The 18,565-nt window shown below is 34.0% G+C and carries 20 protein-coding genes and 1 tRNA gene; 10 read left to right on the top strand and 11 right to left on the bottom strand.

Annotated elements, in window-relative coordinates:
- Positions 1-35 precede the first annotated feature (35 nt).
- Entirely contained in the window at positions 36-332 is a 297-nt protein-coding gene (locus DSM00_RS00390) for a hypothetical protein (RefSeq protein ID WP_128756044.1), read from the top strand.
- A gap of 194 nt (positions 333-526) precedes the next feature.
- Here DSM00_RS00390 and DSM00_RS00385 read toward each other — a convergent pair whose 3' ends face one another.
- Genes DSM00_RS00385 through DSM00_RS00375 form a run of 3 tightly spaced genes read right to left on the bottom strand, consistent with a single transcriptional unit; the run spans position 527 to position 2,219 of the window.
- The gene (locus DSM00_RS00385) at positions 527-1,024 is read right to left on the bottom strand and encodes a DUF7689 domain-containing protein (protein WP_128756043.1); all 498 of its coding nucleotides are present in this window, start codon (positions 1,022-1,024) and stop codon (positions 527-529) included.
- A gap of 18 nt (positions 1,025-1,042) precedes the next feature.
- Positions 1,043-1,480 carry a hypothetical protein gene (locus tag DSM00_RS00380; protein WP_128756042.1) on the bottom strand — a complete coding sequence of 146 codons (438 nt, stop codon included), beginning with the start codon at positions 1,478-1,480 and terminating at the stop codon, positions 1,043-1,045.
- Between the two features lies 1 nt (position 1,481).
- Complete coding sequence (locus tag DSM00_RS00375) at positions 1,482-2,219, bottom strand: TIGR04255 family protein (RefSeq protein ID WP_164916272.1); 738 nt, start codon at positions 2,217-2,219, stop codon at positions 1,482-1,484.
- An 87-nt stretch (positions 2,220-2,306) separates the two neighbouring features.
- Here DSM00_RS00375 and DSM00_RS00370 point away from each other — a divergent pair, with 87 nt between their 5' ends.
- Positions 2,307-2,798: a MerR family transcriptional regulator gene (locus tag DSM00_RS00370; RefSeq protein WP_128756040.1), complete on the top strand. Its 492-nt coding sequence runs from the start codon at positions 2,307-2,309 to the stop codon at positions 2,796-2,798.
- A gap of 274 nt (positions 2,799-3,072) precedes the next feature.
- Here the strand turns inward: DSM00_RS00370 and DSM00_RS00365 are convergent, their stop codons facing one another.
- Entirely contained in the window at positions 3,073-4,272 is a 1,200-nt protein-coding gene (locus DSM00_RS00365; protein ID WP_128756039.1) for a site-specific integrase, read from the bottom strand.
- Positions 4,273-4,399: 127 nt separating this feature from the next.
- On the opposite strand from DSM00_RS00365, the gene DSM00_RS15485 reads away from it, so the two are divergent.
- Positions 4,400-4,461, top strand: a tRNA-Met gene (locus DSM00_RS15485).
- Between the two features lie 871 nt (positions 4,462-5,332).
- Positions 5,333-5,566, top strand: coding sequence for a hypothetical protein (locus tag DSM00_RS00360; RefSeq protein ID WP_128756038.1), 234 nt, complete (start codon positions 5,333-5,335; stop codon positions 5,564-5,566).
- Here the strand turns inward: DSM00_RS00360 and DSM00_RS00355 are convergent.
- Complete coding sequence (locus DSM00_RS00355; RefSeq protein ID WP_128756037.1) at positions 5,553-6,137, bottom strand: riboflavin synthase; 585 nt, start codon at positions 6,135-6,137, stop codon at positions 5,553-5,555. The two genes, DSM00_RS00360 and DSM00_RS00355, sit on opposite strands and share 14 nt — an antisense overlap.
- Positions 6,138-6,200: 63 nt before the next feature.
- Between DSM00_RS00355 and pdxA the strand changes: the two genes are divergently transcribed.
- The 6 genes from pdxA to accC all read left to right on the top strand — a co-directional run bounded on the left by pdxA (position 6,201) and on the right by accC (position 11,231).
- Complete coding sequence (gene pdxA, locus DSM00_RS00350) at positions 6,201-7,271, top strand: 4-hydroxythreonine-4-phosphate dehydrogenase PdxA (RefSeq protein ID WP_128756036.1); 1,071 nt, start codon at positions 6,201-6,203, stop codon at positions 7,269-7,271.
- A 102-nt stretch (positions 7,272-7,373) separates the two neighbouring features.
- The gene (locus DSM00_RS00345; protein ID WP_128756035.1) at positions 7,374-7,928 is read left to right on the top strand and encodes a YceD family protein; all 555 of its coding nucleotides are present in this window, start codon (positions 7,374-7,376) and stop codon (positions 7,926-7,928) included.
- Positions 7,929-7,937: 9 nt separating this feature from the next.
- A complete protein-coding gene (gene rpmF, locus DSM00_RS00340; protein ID WP_128756034.1) occupies positions 7,938-8,138 on the top strand; it encodes a 50S ribosomal protein L32 in 201 nt (66 codons plus the stop codon).
- 159 nt (positions 8,139-8,297) lie between these two features.
- Complete coding sequence (locus tag DSM00_RS00335; protein WP_128756033.1) at positions 8,298-9,293, top strand: beta-ketoacyl-ACP synthase III; 996 nt, start codon at positions 8,298-8,300, stop codon at positions 9,291-9,293.
- 27 nt (positions 9,294-9,320) lie between these two features.
- The gene (accB, locus tag DSM00_RS00330) at positions 9,321-9,806 is read left to right on the top strand and encodes an acetyl-CoA carboxylase biotin carboxyl carrier protein (RefSeq protein WP_128756032.1); all 486 of its coding nucleotides are present in this window, start codon (positions 9,321-9,323) and stop codon (positions 9,804-9,806) included.
- A gap of 72 nt (positions 9,807-9,878) precedes the next feature.
- Entirely contained in the window at positions 9,879-11,231 is a 1,353-nt protein-coding gene (gene accC, locus DSM00_RS00325; protein ID WP_128756031.1) for an acetyl-CoA carboxylase biotin carboxylase subunit, read from the top strand.
- Positions 11,232-11,716: 485 nt separating this feature from the next.
- Here the strand turns inward: accC and DSM00_RS00320 are convergent, their stop codons facing one another.
- From DSM00_RS00320 to DSM00_RS00295, 6 genes are all read right to left on the bottom strand, one after another.
- The gene (locus tag DSM00_RS00320; protein ID WP_128756030.1) at positions 11,717-12,643 is read right to left on the bottom strand and encodes an ABC transporter ATP-binding protein; all 927 of its coding nucleotides are present in this window, start codon (positions 12,641-12,643) and stop codon (positions 11,717-11,719) included.
- 69 nt (positions 12,644-12,712) lie between these two features.
- Positions 12,713-14,878, bottom strand: a complete 2,166-nt coding sequence (locus DSM00_RS00315; protein WP_128756029.1) for a prolyl oligopeptidase family serine peptidase — start codon at positions 14,876-14,878, stop codon at positions 12,713-12,715.
- Positions 14,879-14,970: 92 nt separating this feature from the next.
- Positions 14,971-15,960, bottom strand: coding sequence for an aspartate-semialdehyde dehydrogenase (locus DSM00_RS00310; RefSeq protein WP_128756028.1), 990 nt, complete (start codon positions 15,958-15,960; stop codon positions 14,971-14,973).
- Between the two features lie 292 nt (positions 15,961-16,252).
- A complete protein-coding gene (mscL, locus tag DSM00_RS00305) occupies positions 16,253-16,675 on the bottom strand; it encodes a large conductance mechanosensitive channel protein MscL (RefSeq protein ID WP_128756027.1) in 423 nt (140 codons plus the stop codon).
- Positions 16,676-16,747: 72 nt separating this feature from the next.
- Positions 16,748-17,851, bottom strand: a complete 1,104-nt coding sequence (alr, locus tag DSM00_RS00300; protein WP_128756026.1) for an alanine racemase — start codon at positions 17,849-17,851, stop codon at positions 16,748-16,750.
- Positions 17,852-18,493: a thymidine kinase gene (locus DSM00_RS00295; protein ID WP_128756025.1), complete on the bottom strand. Its 642-nt coding sequence runs from the start codon at positions 18,491-18,493 to the stop codon at positions 17,852-17,854.
- Positions 18,494-18,565 lie beyond the last annotated feature (72 nt).

Here is an 18,565-nt window from a genome sequence, read left to right as displayed (position 1 = left end):
CTTTGGTTTAACAAAAAAAGAAAAACGGAAAGTAATTGAAACTTTTAGAGTTTGCAACTCAAGAAGTAATTAGACAGTTAAAGCAAGATAAAATGCTTTCGTTATTAGATTTCCATAAGCTATGCCAAAGCCATTACAAAGAAGATGGTTGTTTAGGTTTTACAAAAATGCTACGGTATGATCATTATGATTATTCTGCTTTACACGTAAAAATCAAATGCAACTATCTGGGAACAAAATTTAAAGCAACCTTCAAGATGCGTGACCCTATTGGCAAATTTGAGGGTAAATCACCTATCGCTTATAATTTAGAGGTTCAAGAGATTGATTAAGAGCAATGCAATAATCTTGCCCCGTATCCTTCCCCTTTAAAATCACAAAACCCTCAATACCAATGTGTTGAGGGTTTAAGTGGTTGGTCTACTAGAGCAAGTTCTGATTTTACCAAGGCTAAAATGTAGAGTAATCTCTAGGCTTATTTTTGTGAGATTTCAGTCTCAATATTGTTCAATTTTATCAAAGTATTTTAACTCATACTTTTTTTCATAAAATACACAGGCTCACCATAATCATCACCGCTTATACCTCTGCAATGGCTATGAATAATGCAAGGTCCTGAACCCAATTTACTAGTCCATTTACCTTTAAACCTTCCATGTGTCATTTGTCTCGCTGCATGTGTTGCCTCCCCGTTTAGTTCATAGAATGCCACTTTTTTATAACCTTCTAAATAATAATCATTTTCACATTCTATATAACCATAATGAGTGAAAATCTGTTTTAAAGCAATTATACTAAATTCGTCATCTGCTTCAAATGGCCAATCTATTACAACCCCTTCAAAATTAATATAAGGGCGTTTGTCAAGTGGTAAATTCTGAAACCAGCGATCCTTAACATTAGCTGCCCAAGCAATACAATTATAATTAGGATTAGAACCATCAATAATTTCAAAACCCTCGTCATCTTTAAGTGCGGGGAATTTTTTAATTATTATTTGTTTGAATTCTGGGCTATTAAGCAATTGAGTAGAGTTTTAAATTTAAGCAGTTTTAGTTCTAATTTTACCCCGCTTAAAATTACTAACCCATTTTTTACAAGCTTCAGTTACGGTCAATCTTTGTCTTGAATCTATTCTATTGTTAGTTATAATATTAAGAGCCCAAACCAACACACTAGGCTCTTTTTCAATCTCATTGATTATTAATGGTATAGCTCTTTCTCCCATTTCAATAATATCCATGAAATTTTGGTCTGAAGTAATTTTTGATATTGAAGACTGAAACATCGTATTATTTTTCCAATTTTCAACTAAAATATCAAATCTAGCACTTAAATAGACTTGTTCCATAAGATCTTGATCCAGCTTTAAGGTATTTATGTCAGAAATATCGCCGGATTCCTTATCATTCGTATTTCTTTGAATATACGTTCTCTCCAGACTTTTTGAAGTTGGAGGTAAATCTACAATAAATGGCATATTATCGAATTAAGTTAATAGTTTCTTCAGTTATTGACTGATTGAATACCTGATTTTTCTTTTCACGAATTTTCTCGAATTCTTCCCAAACACTTTTGGAATTATTAATTATAAAATCATTTTTTAAAATATCAAGATCAAAAATATAGGGAATATTTTCTGAAGTTGCTTTCTCAAGAGAATGACCAATATTGACGATTAAGTTATTTTCTTTATCAATTGAGCTAAATCTAAATTGATAATTTGTAATGCTAAAGTCATTTTTCTTATCCTCCATATAAGTGGTGAAATATTTTTTAAAGTCTTTCAGTCCTAATGGTAAATCAAACTTGTTAACATACCTTAACGAAATCCCATTCAATTGTTCAATATTGTGAGTGTTAGAAAAAGCATCCCAGAACAGTTTAATATTTTCAGTAAAACTTTCCCAACCTAGATATTTATTTTTCGACTGAAACGTGAATTTATCTCTTGTTATCACAAATACATCTTTTTTATCCTTAGAAGATATTTGAACTCCTTCAAATTTTTTTTCATCCAACGATATATTGGTTTGGTCTTGATTGTTGTTAATTAAAATACCTTGAGAATACTTTTCTTCAACATCCGGAAAGTTTTTCTTAATAACAGAAGCTAACTTCTTAACTTCGTTTACATTTAGATTTTCAAGAGGAGCGAAACGAAACTGAAGAATACTTAAAATAATTGGAGCATTTTCATAATAACTATGATTTGACATCACCATTTTGGATTTAAAAGATTGGTGCAAAAATATAAATTTAATATAATAAAAATTATACCCGTACGTATAATTTTAGATAAGTTTATGAATATAAACGAAATACGAACAAATATTCTTAGACCTATATTTTCAGCGAATGATATTGATCTTACTTATCGAACTATAAATCATTATGAAAAGAAAGGATTACTTCTTTCCGAAAGGGGGGACTCAAGGTCTTGGAGACATTTTTCTGCAATTGAAGTTATCTGGCTTAATTTGATTGCTTCACTTCGCGAAATGGGTATGCCTCTGGTTAAAGTTGTTGATCTTTATTCAAAATTATTTATTGAAGGAAAGTATGGAAGTATAGATAAAGCTAGCTTTATTATAAAATCTTTTGAGGATGAAATCATTGAATCGATCTTTTATAAGAAAGACCTTTACATTCTGATTTTTTTTGATGGTAGTTATACTTTCCACGATAGTAGCACGTTAAGCCAATGGCATAAAGGAGTTTATAAAAATGAACCTCACATTAACATTCCTTTGAAAAATATTATTCAAAATATCTACAAAAAAATTCAGGATCATTAATTTTTCTTCAATTTCAAATATTTGCTACAAAATTTAAATAAAATAGTTTTGTTATGAAAGCTAAATAACTTAGTATCTCCCTGTAGTAACAACTTGTGCACATCATCTATAACAGATTAGTGAGTTTTATTTAGATGAACTTTCTAATTTAGTAATCTACCTATTTCTCAAATAATGACTATAGTACCGATAGTGATTTTTTTGAATTCAAGTATTTAAGTAAAAGAAGTTAGTTTGTGTTAAATAAAAATTTTGAACTATCTATGTTCTTAATTTAAAGTAACAACTCATTCGCATCATCAATCACAGAAACATCAAGCTCTTTTAAATACGCTTTAGTTGTGCCAATATCTTGGTGCCCCATAGACTCACTAATAACATCAGTCGCCACTCCTTTTTGCTTTAAACAATTAGCAAAACTATGCCGGGCAACATAACTTGTAATTATTTTGTTCACACCCGCCAATTTTCCAAGTTCACGCAGATCTTTATTATAGCGCTTTAATACTTTTCTTTTACGATTATCAATTTGATTAGGCGTCATATTCCTTTTTAAAAGAATCGGGAAAACATAATATGGATTGTCTTTGTAATAATCAAGCACCTCCTGTACCGGAGGGAGGATTTTAATAATAAAGTTACCTTTTGTTTTAGATCGTTGATAATGAATTCTGTCACCAGATATATCAGACCATTTAAGTTTCATCATATCCGCAAAATTCATTCCTCGGGTGTAAAAGCTGAATACGAAGTAATTTCTACTATTTACTAAAGTTGGATAATCCTTTAAGTCCAGGTTCTGGATTTTATGGACCTCCTCAATATTTAGTGCTTTCTTAATTCCTTTGCCTTTAAGCTTTGAGATTTTATATTCTCTAAAAGGGTATTCTTTTTCAGTAGCTAAACCTCTTCTGATGGCTAAGTTGAATATTGCTCTTAAAGCTCGCATTTTCACACCAATTCCACCATCAGTACCTCCTCGAGACCTGAGGAAGACTTCATACTTATCTAGAAATTTTACAGAAATGCTTTTGAATAATAAATCAGGCTTTTTGCTAAACATCAATAAGGAATCCTTAGTGTCTTTATTAACAGAGGCATTTCCAATTTTTCCAGCACTTTTCATTTCTTCAATGATTTCATCCCAAAATGGGAAAACCTTACGTGCAATAGGGTTGGTTTCTACCCTAAATTTATTTTCAAAATCTTGAAGTGTATAGAAATCAGCATTCATTTCTAAGTCAGATATTGCTTCTAAAGCTCTATCTTCAATTTTTCCGAGCAACCGATTGGCCTTTAAGGAATTTGAGAAGCGGTTATTAAAGCGTCCCTTTTTTGAATCCCATTCGTTGATTGTGGCCTCAAAAGGAGTTTTAAAAAATTTAGACTTCCTATCTTTAGTGACTCTTAAGGCTATGGGATATTTATCATTTTTCAATTGGGTTTTTCGTAAAACAGTTTTGAGAGATGCCATCTATAAAGTTTTAGTACAACATAAGTACAACAAATAATGGCTTAAAGGTACATTTAAAGAAAATAGATGAAAAACAAAATATCCTACTTATTTGATATTCAGTTATATGAAATCATATGATACTAAAAGAAATATAAAATTACCTGACTCATAATCAGGTGGTCCCTGGTTCGAGCCCAGGTGGGACCACACTAGTAAAGATAAGCCTCAAAAGATTTTTTCTTTTGAGGCTTTTTTGATTTTAATAATTTCTAGTTTTCTTTCAGGCGCGATTGACGTTATTAAGCTGGAGTATGGCGTATTATCTATTTTTAATTTTTATTATATCATTTTGTACATACCATCAAAATATTACTAAAAGGCAAAGTTGCCTTTGAAGTTTCTGATTTAATAAAATTTAGGGTTCATAAATCATAATTTGTAAATAATAACGCATTTAGACGATAATAATTGTTTTTAAACGGAATTTGTGTTAAATTCGCTCTTAACAAAACAATTAGCTTTTTTTAAAGTCCCCAACTTAAAATTAGCGTCTTCTAAATCCCCTTAATATGAAGGCCTTAAACCGAAACAGTTTTATAGATAGTACTTATCTAATCAAAACAATAATTAAAAATGGTATTTCTTCTATCATTTATAAAATTTTCCAATTAGAAAATTTTCAGGATTTCCTTCCTTCACTTCTCCAAAAGTTAAGAACAGTCTAGTATTGTTTTATGATGTTGAGGTGTGCGAATTTCATTATACTAATTGTCTCATCCCAATTACACCTGATGAAAAATTTTGGAGAAGATTAAGTTAGTGTACTTATCAACTTTTAATATGCAGCTTATATAGTTACATGTTGAAAGAAAATTCTCCCACAATTTGTAAAGTACACATCTAAATAACGTTTTATTACGTTTATATGCACAGAAAAATTAATCTTAATAATAATTAAACATAGAAACGGCATCTAATTGATTAGTTTTTATAATTTTACGATTAAATGCACAAAAAAAACGTCTAATGAATATTTTAAAAATTAGATAACCCAAAGAAGATTATTCCCTACTTCAATATGAATAAAAAGCTTCACATATTTTTCATAAACTTAATGTTCTGGGGTTATAGCTTAGGTGTTTGTGCTAATGAAAAATATCCACCCACTCCTAATACCCGAATGTCAGATGCCCCTCCTGTAGGATTACCGCTCCCAATAGATGATTATATCCCTCATTTTTTAGTTATAGCCCTCATAATTGGTGTTGGATATTTAATAATTAAAGAGCGTAGCACATCTACAACGACATAAGGCGCTTTACATATTTTCCGATTACGTCAAATTCTAAATTTACAACGGTACCTTTTTTGAAATTTTTGAATGTAGTGTGCTCATAAGTATACGGTATAATTGCTACACTAAACACAGTAGGTTTTGAGTTTACCACGGTAAGACTTACACCATTTACAGTTATTGAACCTTTTTCAATTGTTACGTTATTTAGCTCGTTATCATATTCAAAAGTGAAAATCCAACTTCCATCTTTAGAAACTACTTCTTTACAGATGGCAGTTTGATCCACATGACCTTGTACGATATGACCATCTAAACGGGTTCCTAAAATCATAGCGCGCTCCAGATTGACAACATCACCTTCGCGCAGAGTTCCCAAATTGGTTTTAGATAGAGTTTCTTCAATAGCTGTAACCGTATAATTTAAATCATTTAGTTGCACGACTGTTAGACATACTCCATTATGTGCAACGCTCTGGTCTATTTTCAACTCTTGAGAAAGCGAACTTGCAACAGTAATATGTAGATTATCACCTTCTCTTTCTAATTTTTCAATTTTGCCTAAATCTTCAATAATACCTGTAAACATGATTGCGTTTTAATTGAGTACTTTTACATTTCAATTTACAAAAGAAAGCCAAAGGGGTTTAGCATGAAAGAACAAAATATAAAATTAGGAATCAGTATAGGTGACCTTAATGGTATAGGAGGGGAAATCATACTAAAGACTTTTGAAGATGCCCGAATGTTGGAGTTTTGTACTCCAATCATATTTGCTTCGGCTAAAACAATTACATTTTTACTTAAACACTTTAACCTTGACATTAATTTCCAGGGAGTAAAATCGCTAGATACTGTAATAGAAGGCAAGCTAAATGTCGTAAATGTTTGGCAAGATAATCCACAAATAAAGTTTGGTGAGGAATCGAGTACCGGCGGATCCTATGCAATAAAATCTTTAAAAGCAGCTGTAGAGGCATTAAAGAGTAATAAAATAGATGTTCTAGTTACTGCTCCTATACATAAAGCAACAATTCAATCTGAAGATTTTAATTTTCCGGGACATACAGACTTTTTAAATCAGGAGTTGGAGGGCGATAGCTTAATGTTTATGACTACCGAAAAATTAAAAGTAGGTTTATTAACAGATCATGTCGCGGTACGTAATGTGTCAGATAAGATTGATGCTAAACTCATAACTCAAAAATTTAATACCATACAAAATTCGTTGATTCAGGATTTTGGGATCAGTAAACCTAAAATAGCTTTCTTAGGGATTAATCCGCATGTGGGAGATAATGGTGTGATAGGCGATGAAGATGATATTACATTAATTCCCACATTAGCACAATTAAGAGAAAAAGGTCACTTGACTTATGGACCATATGCTGCAGATAGTTTTTTTGGTAGCGGAAACTATAAAAACTTTGATGCAATAATAGCTGCATATCATGATCAAGGATTAATTCCGTTTAAAACTTTATCATTTGGGAAAGGAGTAAATTATACTGCCGGACTTAATAAAGTAAGAACATCTCCAGACCATGGGACGGCATTTGAAATTGCCGGAAAAGGGATAGCGAGCAACAGTTCTTTTAAAGAGGCAGTATACACCGCATTAGAGATATTTAAAAAGCGTGCAGAATATGCTGAAATAACAGCAAATGTTTTGCAAAAACAACCGCGTAAAAAACAATATTCCGGTCGATCACGTGGGAATTAAACCTTTTTAAAAAATTTATCCACACTTAATTAACAGCTAAATAAAAATTTATATCTTTGCACCCGCCTTTTGCGGAAAGATTATTTAGGAAAGAGAAAGGTAATGAAGCATTTGAAAACGTATACAATTCCATTTGTTGGTTTAAAACAAGGAGAACACGATTTTGAATACACTATAGACGACACGTTCTTTAAGCATTTTGAATATGATGATTTCAATTCTATTAATATAGAATTGAAAGTAGTATTAAATAAGATGTCCACTTTGATGGAGTTTTATTTTGATGCTACAGGAAGTGTAAATGTCGATTGTGATATTACAAATGAACCTTATGATCAACCTATTGACGCCTCTTATAAACTAGTGGTTAAATTTGGTCAGGATTATAATGATGAGGTTGAAGATATTTTAATTCTTCCTTATGGTGAATATGAAGTAAATATTGCACACTATATATATGAGCTAATAGTTTTAGCTATGCCTGCAAAAAGAATTCATCCTGGAGTTGAAGATGGAACTTTAGAGTCAGACATATTAGATAAGCTCGAAGAATTGAGTATTAAGAATAAAGAAGAACAGGAAGATAATGCTCCTGAACAAAAAGAAATTGATCCCCGTTGGGATAAATTAAAAGATTTTTTAACAGATAATAAATAATAAACGGTAATGGCACATCCTAAAAGAAAAATCTCGAAAACTAGAAGAGATAAGAGAAGAACACATTACAAAGCTGCAATGCCAAAAATAGGTGTAGACGCTACTACTGGCGAGGCACACCTTTATCACCGTGCACACTGGCATGAAGGTAAACTCTATTACAGAGGGCAGGTTGTAATTGATGCTACTTCTAATGAAGAAGCTGCTTAATTAAAGCATATACTTATAGTAAAACTCCCATTATTGGGAGTTTTTTTTATTTTTCAGGATGGGCAAAAAAAGTTAATTTTCGAGCCAGTTTGTTCGAATTTTAGTACTTTTCCTTCCATTTTTAAGCGAAATAGACAAATTTTCGCAGAAACCATTTATATGAGTAAAATCACTGCTGCCATAACAGCTGTTGGCGCCTATGTGCCAGAATATGTGCTTACCAATGAAATTTTGGAAACAATGGTTGAGACCAATGATGATTGGATCACTTCCAGAACAGGAATTAAAGAGCGTAGAATTTTAAAAGATCCAGATAAAGGAACATCTTATTTAGCTATACAAGCAGCGCAAAACTTAATTTCAAAAAGCAACTTAGATCCTTCTGAGATCGATATGGTAATTGTAGCGACTGCTACGCCAGATTTACCTGTAGCTTCTACAGCTGCTTATGTAGCTACAACTATAGGAGCAGTAAATGCATTTTCTTACGACCTACAAGCTGCTTGCTCAAGCTTTCTATATGGTATGTCTACAGCATCTGCTTACATAGCTTCAGGAAAATATAATAAAGTACTTTTAATTGGGGCAGACAAGATGTCTTCAATTATAGATTATACAGATCGTACGACATGTATAATTTTTGGGGATGGTGCTGGAGCAGCACTATTTGAACCTAATGAAGAAGGGTTGGGCTTACAAGATGAATATCTACGTTCTGATGGTATAGGACGCAACTTTTTAAAAATTGAAGCAGGTGGTTCACTTCTACCTCCATCTGCAGAAACAATAGCAAACAAGCAGCATTACGTATATCAAGATGGCAAAACCGTTTTCAAATTTGCCGTATCTAATATGGCAGATGTAAGCGAGCTCATAATGAAACGTAACAATCTTACAAATGATGATGTAAATTGGCTTGTAGCACACCAGGCTAACAAACGTATTATTGATGCTACAGCAAGACGTATGCAACTTGACGATAGTAAAGTGCTTATGAATATTCAGCATTACGGTAATACTACATCTGCAACACTACCTTTATTACTTAACGATTTTGAAAGTAAGTTTAAAAAAGGTGATAATTTAATATTTGCCGCTTTTGGAGGCGGATTTACTTGGGGGTCTATTTATCTTAAATGGGCTTACAACGCTTAATATATAATCTAACTAACGTTATCAATTATGGATTTAAAAGAAATTCAGAATCTTATCAAGTTTGTAGCTAAATCAGGTGCAAGCGAAGTAAAGCTTGAGATGGATGATTTTAAAATCACCATTAGAACTGGTGAAGAGGGGAAAGGGGAAACTACGATTCTACAGCAAGTACCTATGATGGGTAATACAATGCAACAACCTACTATGCAACAGCCAGTTGCTCAGGTACCGGTTCAAGAAGCAGAGAAGCCTAAAGCAGACGTAAGTGATAAGTATATCACTGTAAAGTCTCCAATCATTGGTACATTTTACCGCAAACCTGCACCAGACAAACCTACATTTGTTGAAGTAGGAGCAGACATCAAAGTAGGTGATGTTTTATGTGTTATCGAAGCGATGAAATTATTTAATGAGATCGAAAGTGAAGTAAGCGGTAAAATAGTTAAAGTACTAGTTGACGATGCTTCTCCAGTAGAATTTGATCAACCTCTATTCTTGGTTGACCCTTCTTAAATTTAAAGAAGAACTTAAGATCAAATAATTCAATTAAAGATCTCATTCTTTAAATTTTAATGCAAAACAGATATGTTTAAAAAAATATTAATAGCAAACAGAGGAGAAATTGCCCTACGGGTAATTAGAACCTGTAAAGAAATGGGCATTAAAACTGTAGCAGTTTACTCTACAGCAGATGCCGAAAGTTTACACGTGCGCTTTGCTGATGAGGCAGTTTGTATTGGCCCACCGGCTAGTAGTGAATCTTATTTGAAAATTTCAAATATTATGGCAGCTGCAGAAATCACAAATGCAGATGCTATTCACCCAGGTTATGGGTTTTTATCTGAAAATGCACGTTTCTCAAAAATTTGTGAAGAACACGATATTAAATTTATTGGTGCTTCTCCAGATATGATTGCAAAAATGGGAGATAAGGCAACCGCAAAGGCAACTATGAAAGCTGCTGGTGTACCTTGTGTTCCGGGAAGTGATGGTATTATTAAAGATTTTGAAGACTGTGAACGTATAGCAGAAGAAACAGGATATCCTGTTATGCTTAAAGCTACTGCAGGTGGTGGTGGTAAAGGTATGCGTGCAGTTTGGAAAAAAGAAGAGTTACGTAAAGCTTGGGATTCTGCACGTCAAGAAGCTTCAGCATCATTTGGTAATGATGGTATGTATATGGAAAAGCTTATCGAAGAGCCGCGCCATATCGAGATTCAAGTTGTGGGAGATAGTAATGGTAAAGCGTGTCATTTATCAGAGCGTGACTGTTCTATACAACGTCGTCATCAGAAACTTACTGAAGAAACTCCGTCACCATTTATGACAGACGAACTTCGTGAAAAAATGGGTGAGGCAGCAGTACGTGCAGCAGAATTTATTAAATACGAAGGAGCCGGTACTGTTGAATTTTTAGTAGATAAGCATCGTAACTTCTACTTTATGGAGATGAATACCCGTATTCAGGTGGAGCATCCTATTACAGAACAAGTAGTAGATTACGATTTAATACGCGAGCAAATACTTGTTGCAGCGGGAGTGCCTATTTCAGGTAAAAATTATATACCACAACTGCATTCAATTGAATGTCGTATTAATGCAGAAGATCCTTATAATAATTTTAGACCATCTCCAGGAAAAATCACAAACCTTCATGCGCCAGGGGGCCACGGTGTTCGTATAGATACGCACGTTTACAGCGGCTACTCGATCGTTCCTAATTATGACTCGATGATCGCTAAATTAATTACTACTGCTCAAACACGAGAAGAGGCAATTAATAAGATGAAGCGTGCATTAGATGAATTTGTAATTGAAGGTATAAAAACCACAATTCCTTTTCACCGCCAATTGATGGATGATCCTCGTTATCTTGAAGGTAATTATACAACAGCATTTATGAATGACTTTGTCATGAATGCACCAGAAGAAGAATAGTAAAATATATCTTAGTTATACTTAAAAGCCCTGAACATTATGTTCGGGGTTTTTTATTTGGTTTTTTCTGAAAATCAGCTCTTTTGACGTTCGCTTTTGGCATATGGCAGTATAGCGCTATCAACACGTAAATCACTAACTCATTATGAATCCATTATAAAGTCAGTCAGAAGCTTTACAATTAGTATACTTCTAATTAGCATGTAAAAATTAATCTTTAATACAAATCGGATTCCATTTTTAAGTCTCTGAAAGTATTATTTATGATAAGTGGGTTTGGGTATTGAAAACTACAATTGAAGAATTAGAGCTGCTTAAATCACATCTAAAGGCTGACTATTATCTTATTTGTAGAAAATAACTATAGAAGTTGTACAATCACTATATAGCAATTAAAAGAAACCTCAACAGCAATAATTCCATAGGCGATGATGGGACAGAGGTTGTGGTTTTTTTCTAAAAATGAAGTTTTAGCTATTTGAGTACTAGTTGTTAATATTTAAATAAATAGTAGTTTCAGGTTTTAATGAATGTGGAGAATTTAAATAGATCTTTTTATTTTCAGATAAGGCTTCAACTAGGTAATAACTCCCTTTATAATAGCTTTTTAAAACGCTTGCAATTAATGGTGTTTTCGTTTCAGAAAGTTCAAGTTGGTGTGGCATTAGCATTGCCTCCTTACCCGCTATAGTTAGCCTGCTTATATCTCCAAAAAACGAAGCAACATAGTTGTTTTTTGGGTTAGTATATAAATCTTCAGGCGATGCAGATTGTATAAATGTACCGTTGCGCATCATTTTAATCTCATCAGAAAATGATAATGCTTCTTCGCTGTCGTGCGTTGCGGTTATACAAGTTATATCTTCTTTTTTTAAATAAACATATAAATTCCGTCGTAAAGCGTTTCTTCTAAAATTATCAATATGACTAAAGGGTTCGTCAAGTAGCAATAACTCTGGCTCTTTTGCAATGGCACGAGCTAATGCAACACGTTGTTTCTGCCCACCACTTAATAATTTTACGTGAGTGTCTGCAAAATCTGTCATATCCACTACTTCAAGAAGTTCGTCTATGCGTTTTTGTCGTTGTTGCATAAATCGCCTGGAAAGGTGCTTACCTATATTCTCGGCTACAGAAATAAATGGCATTAAATCAAAATCTTGAGCGAGGTATTTAATAAATGGTTCGCCGGGAACAAGATTATAATCGGGGCCTAGTAATTTTTTATCCTCCCAAAATATCGTTCCGTTTGTAACCTGAAGCAAACCATATATTGCTTTAAGAAGCGTACTCTTACCGCAACCACTCTCGCCTAATATTGAAATATGAAGCCCTTTCTCAACTTCAAAATTTATGTTTTTTAAAACAGGCTCTTCAGTATAAGCGAAACTATGTATGTTAACTCTAAGCATATATTAATATAAGAAGACCTCATCGATTTACAAAAAAGATGAGGTCTGATAAGATTATAACTTGTTATTCTATCCTTTTACTTTTTCTCTGGTTTTTTCAGGAAGCACATCAAAACCCATATTGTAAAGAGTAAAAGCAAATATATCTGCAGTTTGCTCTATTTGTTTGCTTACAGGAGTGCCAGCGCCGTGACCTGCATCTGTTTCTATACGTATTAGAACAGGAGCGCTACCAGCTTGTTTTTCTTGTAATTCTGCGGCAAATTTAAAACTATGAGCAGGCACTACGCGATCATCGTGATCACCGGTTGTTATTAAAGTTGCAGGATATTTTGTACCTGCTTTTACATTGTGAACAGGAGAGTACCCTTTAATGTATTCAAACATTTCTTTACTGTCTTCAGAAGTACCATAATCATACGCCCAGCCTGCACCGGCTGTAAATGTGTGATAGCGTAACATATCCATTACGCCTACTGCAGGCAAAGCTACTTTCATTAAGTCTGGTCGTTGAGTCATTGTTGCTCCCACAAGCAAACCGCCATTAGAACCACCACGTATTGCCAGGAAATCACTTGAGGTATAGTTGTTTGAGATTAAATATTCTGCAGCAGCAATAAAGTCATCAAATACATTTTGCTTTTTCATTTTTATACCTCCATCGTGCCATTCCTTTCCGTACTCTCCACCTCCGCGAAGGTTGGGAACTGCATAGACACCACCCATTTCCATCCATATTGCATTAGTGATACTAAAAGAAGGGGTAAGGGATATATTAAATCCCCCATAGGCATACAGGATGGTAGGATTTTTACCATCTAATTTTATTCCTTTTTTATAGGTTATAATCATTGGGACTTTCGTCCCATCCTTTGAAGAATAGAATACTTGTTTACTTTCATAATTATCCGGATTAAATTTAATATCTGGCTTTCTGAAAAGTTCTGATTTACCATTTGAAATAGATAATTTGTAAATACTTCCTGGAGTTGTATAATTTGTAAAGCTGTAATACAATTCTTTTTCATCTTTCTTAGCACCAAAACCACTTGCCGAACCAATACCTGGAAGTTCTAGTTCCCGCACAAGATTCCCTTCGTAATCGTACTGTTTGACCTGTGAAACAGCATCTACCATATATTCAGCAAAAAAGTAGCCGCCTGCTGTAGATGGAGAGAGTACATGTTGTGTTTCAGGAATTAAATCTACCCAATTATCCGGAGTTGGATTTGCAGCGTCAACTGTTACAATTTTTTGATTTGGAGCATCCTTATCTGTTACTAAAAATAATTTTGAACCTACATTTTCTATGATTGACGTATTAGTGTCGTCATTATCAAGTATTGTAACAAATTCACTATTAGGTTTTGAAAGATCTTTAATAAATAATTTGTTACCCGAAGTTGCGTTACTAGCACTGATGATAAGATATTTATTATCTTCTGTTGTTCCTGCACCAATATAACGATGTTTTTGAGTAGTGGTACCTCCGAAAATTAATTGATCTTCTTTTTGTGCTGAATTAAGCTTATGATAATAAACTTTATGTTGATCTGTTTTTGCTGAAAGTTCGCTTCCCTTTGGTTTATCATAACTAGAGTAATAAAAACCTTCATTACCTTTCCAAGAGATACCGCTAAACTTGATGTCTACTAGCGTGTCTTCTGTTATTTTTTTAGTTTCAACATCCATTACTAAAACTTTGCGCCAGTCGCTGCCGCCTTCAGAAATACTATATGCCGCAAGTTTTCCGTCTTTTGTAAAACTCAATCCTCCAAGTGAAACTGTCCCATCCTCAGAAAATTTATTTGGATCTAAAAAAACCTCGGCAGAACCAGGATAAGCATCATTTTTATAGCGATAAATAACATATTGATTTTGTAAACCGTTGTTTTTGTAGAAGTAGGTGTAATCTCCCTCTTTGAAAGGAGCGCCTATTTTTTCATAATTCCAGATATTCTCGAGTTTCTTTTTTATCTCTTCTTTAAACGGAATTTTATTTAAATATCCATAGGTAGCTTCATTTTCTGATTTTACCCAAGCTTCTGTTTCTGGGCTTCGATCATCTTCTAACCAGCGGTATGGATCAGGAACTTCTGTGCCAAAATAGGTGTCTACTGTATCAACTTTTTTTGTGGTAGGATAGGTCACTGCCATATCTGATGATTTTTCTTTTTTTGTTTCACAAGCACTTATAAGAAGAGTTATAGCGCCTAAATATGCTAATTTTTTCATTTGAGAGATATTGAAGTCTTTCAAATATACCTATAAAAAAACCTCCTAATCTCGGTGGTTAGGAGGTTTTAACTATTTGTTAAGAGATTGGACTACAGTAATCCTTGTGCAGATAAATACTCTGCAATCTGAACAGCATTAGTCGCTGCCCCTTTGCGTAAATTGTCTGCGACAACCCACATATTCAATGTATTTTCTTGAGAGAAATCACGTCGTATGCGACCTACAAACACATCATCTTTACCGTGAGCATAAATAGGCATAGGATATGTATTTGTATCCGGATTATCCTGAACTGTAACACCATCTTGTGCTTGTAAAAGTTTACGAACGTCAGCTAAATCGAATTCATTCTCAAACTGAACGTTTATAGCTTCAGAGTGTCCGCCTACTACAGGGATACGCACTGCAGTTGCCGTAACTGCGATACTACGATCTCCTAAGATCTTCTGAGTCTCATTAACAAGTTTCATCTCTTCCTTAGTATATCCATTTTCTGTGAAAACGTCACAAGCAGGAATAGCATTGCGATGTATAGGATAGTTATAAGCCATTTCTCCCTTCTCATCATTATATTCATTCTCTAATTGCTGAACTGCTTTTACGCCAGTACCAGTAATAGATTGATAAGTTGAAATTACAAGACGCTTTACTTTGTATTTTTTATGAAGTGGCGCTAATGACAATACCATTTGTATAGTAGAACAATTAGGATTTGCTATGATTTTGTCTTGAGCAGTTAACTCTGAAGCATTAATTTCTGGAACGATCAGTTTTTTATCAGGATCCATTCTCCAAGCAGAAGAATTGTCTACGACTGTCGTACCTACTTCGGCAAACTTAGGAGCAAATTTAAGAGAGGTGTCTCCACCTGCAGAGAAAATCGCAATTTCCGGGCGAGCAGCTATAGCATCTTCCATAGAGCTAATTGTATACTCTTTACCTTTATAGGAAACTGTTTTTCCTACAGAGCGCTCACTGGCTACCGGTATTAATTCAGTTATTGGAAAATTACGTTCTGCTAAAACTTGTAACATTACTTGGCCTACCATTCCGGTGGCACCTACAACAGCTACTTTCATATCTTTTATCTTAACTATTCTTAATCTCCATATTTACGGAGATGTTGATTAAATACAAACAATTACAATTTGTGTACTGCTTTAATTGGCAAAAGTAACAACAACTTTTATCAAAGCCCTCAATCTAATATAAAATGAACACATTTGTTCAAAAAGTGACATTTTACAAAAATTATATACATTATGTATATTATATAACAAAAAAGAACCCTCGGAGTTACCGAGGGTTTAGTTAAAAATAAATCTGCAGTGCAGCGGTCTGTACTTACGTACATTTATTTTTATAGACTAATTATTTTTTTCTTAATTCGTCTCGTATTTCAATAAGCAACTCTTCTTGTGATGGTCCTTTTGGAGCAGCAGGAGCGGCAGTTTCCTCTTTCTTCTTAGTTTTTTCATAGCCCTTTAACAGCCAGAAGATTACGAAGCCGACGATAATAAAGTCTATGATTGCTTGTAAAAAATTACCATAAGTTAAAATTGCTCCCCCAGCTTCAACTGCGGCTTCAACGGTTTCATATTCACCACCGTCGAGAGAAAAGAACAGATTATTAACATTCTTACCACCCATAATTACACCTATTACGGGCATAATAACGTCTTTTACTAATGAGCCAACTATTTTATTAAAAGCTCCACCAATGATTACTGCTGTAGCAAGAGCTACAATGTCACCTTTCATTAAAAAGGCTTTAAAATCTTTTAAAAATGCCATCTTGATTTTGATTAGGTTAATGTCAAACTAGTGCTAATATAGGGAAAATTAGAATTGAAAACCCAACTTTCACTAGTCTAACCCAATTATACGGCGCATTACGCGTTGAGAAATTGATGTTATTAATTCATAAGGAATACTCTTAATACGTGCTGAAAGTGCAACTGCAGATGCCTCTTTGCCAAATACAATTACTTCATCACCTTCCTCACAATCGATTTTGGTTACATTCACCATTATCATATCCATACACACATTGCCAATTATAGGAGCCTTTTTACCATTAATCATTACATAACCTTTACCCTTGCCATAAGCTCTTGAAATACCATCTGCGTGACCAATAGGTAGAGTTGCAGTACGTTCTTTTTTTGCAGCCGTATGAGCTCGATTATATCCTACAGTTTCACCTATAGAAATTTCGTGAATTTGAGAGATAACCGTTTTTAGGGTAGCCACCGGTTTTAATTTTAGATCTTCTTCCTGCGTGTTGCCATAGCCGTAAAGACCTATACCCGTGCGTACCATATCAAACTGAGCCTGTGGATAATTAATTATCGCAGATGTGTTACTTTGATGCAGCAGTGGTGAATATCCTAGACCTTGAATCATTTTCGAAGCATTTTTTTCAAATGTTTCAATCTGACTAAGCGTAAATGTTTTTTCGTTAGGATCTTCACTAGCAACTAAATGAGAGAACAACGATTTAACCTTTATAGCTTTAGTCTTTGTAATGTATTTAAGAATTTCATCTTCATTAACATCTTTAAAACCAAGTCGATTTAAGCCAGTATTAAATTTAATATGAATAGGATACTGTTCTTTATTCTTTGATTCTGCAGTTTCAATGAATGATTTTAGAACACGCATGCTGTACATACTTGGCTCGAGATCATACGAGATTATGGTATCAAAATTTTCGATTTGTGGGTGCAAGACAAGGATAGGAGTCTTAATACCTCCTTCTCGTAACGCCACACCTTCAGAAGCATAAGCAACGGCAAAATAATTTATACCTTTCTCCTCTAATTTTTTTGCTACAGCAACAGATTCGCTTCCATAGGCATATGCCTTAACAACTGCAAGAATCATTACATTAGGCGCTACTTTATCTCTGAGATAATCATAATTATGACTCAAAGCATTGAGGTCTATTTCTAGAACAGTTTGTGGCATTTATTCTTTTTTGATATTAGTTTTGAGTTCTTCAGGATTATTAACCTCAATAGTTTTAAGGCGTTCCCTTAACATCGCTTTGTAATAAGCGCCTCTGCTTAGTGGTTCATATTCTTCAGTTTCACCTAGGAGTACCAGATCATCACTAGAGGCTTTTCGATAACTATATTGTGCCAGATTTCCTGTACGTGTACAAACGGCGTGTACTTTTGTGACATATTCTGCAGTAGCCATTAATGCTGGCATAGGACCAAAAGGATTTCCTTTAAAATCCATATCCAGTCCTGCAACAATTACCCGTATTCCACGATTTGCAAGGTCATTACATACCTTTACAATCTCATCATCAAAAAATTGTGCTTCATCTATACCCACTACATCACAACTATCTGCGAGAATAGGAATATTTGCAGCAGCAGGCACCGGAGTAGAGCGTATTTCATTAGCATCATGAGAAATCACTAACTCATCATCATAACGCGTATCTATAGCAGGTTTAAAAATTTCAACCTTCTGTTTTGCAAACTGGGCACGCTTCAATCGTCTAATTAGCTCTTCTGTTTTACCAGAAAACATAGAGCCGCAGATGACTTCTATCCACCCAAATTGCTCCTTGTGATTTACAGTATTTTCGAGAAACATTTTGTACTTTTCAACCTCTTAAAGGGCAACAGTGCTATTTTTTGAGGGCTGAGCAAATTTATTAAAAAGACC

The sequence above is a fragment of the Leeuwenhoekiella aequorea genome, from assembly GCF_004104375.1.
In the GTDB taxonomy this organism is placed as follows: domain Bacteria; phylum Bacteroidota; class Bacteroidia; order Flavobacteriales; family Flavobacteriaceae; genus Leeuwenhoekiella; species Leeuwenhoekiella aequorea.
Note: the sequence above shows the minus strand (reverse complement) of the source record. Positions and strands in the feature narration are given on the sequence as shown.

Coding starts and splice junctions, on each gene's coding strand:
- pdxA (WP_128756036.1), top strand. CDS start 6,201: ATGAAAGAACAAAATATAAAATTAGGAATCAGTATAGGTGACCTTAAT.
- DSM00_RS00365 (WP_128756039.1), bottom strand. CDS start 4,272: ATGGCATCTCTCAAAACTGTTTTACGAAAAACCCAATTGAAAAATGAT.
- mscL (WP_128756027.1), bottom strand. CDS start 16,675: ATGGCATTTTTAAAAGATTTTAAAGCCTTTTTAATGAAAGGTGACATT.
- DSM00_RS00360 (WP_128756038.1), top strand. CDS start 5,333: ATGAATAAAAAGCTTCACATATTTTTCATAAACTTAATGTTCTGGGGT.
- accC (WP_128756031.1), top strand. CDS start 9,879: ATGTTTAAAAAAATATTAATAGCAAACAGAGGAGAAATTGCCCTACGG.
- DSM00_RS00370 (WP_128756040.1), top strand. CDS start 2,307: ATGAATATAAACGAAATACGAACAAATATTCTTAGACCTATATTTTCA.
- DSM00_RS00310 (WP_128756028.1), bottom strand. CDS start 15,960: ATGAAAGTAGCTGTTGTAGGTGCCACCGGAATGGTAGGCCAAGTAATG.
- alr (WP_128756026.1), bottom strand. CDS start 17,851: ATGCCACAAACTGTTCTAGAAATAGACCTCAATGCTTTGAGTCATAAT.
- rpmF (WP_128756034.1), top strand. CDS start 7,938: ATGGCACATCCTAAAAGAAAAATCTCGAAAACTAGAAGAGATAAGAGA.
- DSM00_RS00295 (WP_128756025.1), bottom strand. CDS start 18,493: ATGTTTCTCGAAAATACTGTAAATCACAAGGAGCAATTTGGGTGGATA.
- DSM00_RS00355 (WP_128756037.1), bottom strand. CDS start 6,137: ATGTTTACAGGTATTATTGAAGATTTAGGCAAAATTGAAAAATTAGAA.
- DSM00_RS00375 (WP_164916272.1), bottom strand. CDS start 2,219: ATGTCAAATCATAGTTATTATGAAAATGCTCCAATTATTTTAAGTATT.
- DSM00_RS00335 (WP_128756033.1), top strand. CDS start 8,298: ATGAGTAAAATCACTGCTGCCATAACAGCTGTTGGCGCCTATGTGCCA.
- DSM00_RS00320 (WP_128756030.1), bottom strand. CDS start 12,643: ATGCTTAGAGTTAACATACATAGTTTCGCTTATACTGAAGAGCCTGTT.
- accB (WP_128756032.1), top strand. CDS start 9,321: ATGGATTTAAAAGAAATTCAGAATCTTATCAAGTTTGTAGCTAAATCA.
- DSM00_RS00380 (WP_128756042.1), bottom strand. CDS start 1,480: ATGCCATTTATTGTAGATTTACCTCCAACTTCAAAAAGTCTGGAGAGA.
- DSM00_RS00345 (WP_128756035.1), top strand. CDS start 7,374: ATGAAGCATTTGAAAACGTATACAATTCCATTTGTTGGTTTAAAACAA.
- DSM00_RS00315 (WP_128756029.1), bottom strand. CDS start 14,878: ATGAAAAAATTAGCATATTTAGGCGCTATAACTCTTCTTATAAGTGCT.